The following is a 329-nucleotide window of genomic DNA, read 5'->3' on the forward strand; positions in this document are numbered from 1 at the left end:
CGACCGCATGTGGCTGGATACGTGGATTTAGCCGGACCCGGCCGGGCGGGCCGGTCCCGGGCGGGGCGGGTGGCCGGATACCGGTAGAGTGCCCGGATCGTCGCTCCCGCCAGGCGGGCGGGGGCGCCTGAGGGACGGTGGGGGTTTGCGGAGCATGCGGACCGGCTCGAAGACCGCGGTCATCAGCGGGGTGCTCGCCGCGGTGGTCGCGGGCGCCGGCTACGGCGTGTACGGGCTGGTGGCCGACGACACCGGCGGCGGGGACGGCGCGGCGCACCGCGCCCCCGGCACGGCCGGGCAGCGGGCCGGGGCGGCGGCGCGGCCCACCG

General features: G+C 79.6%; 1 pseudogene. It reads left to right on the top strand.

Annotation, left to right across the window (positions count from 1 at the left end):
• Positions 1-145: 145 nt before the first annotated feature.
• Positions 146-329 (top strand): annotated as a pseudogene (locus RKE29_RS30650) (hypothetical protein); the annotation flags it as partial.

Origin of the sequence: Streptomyces sp. B1866 (assembly GCF_031932565.1) — a bacterium.
GTDB lineage: Bacteria > Actinomycetota > Actinomycetes > Streptomycetales > Streptomycetaceae > Streptomyces.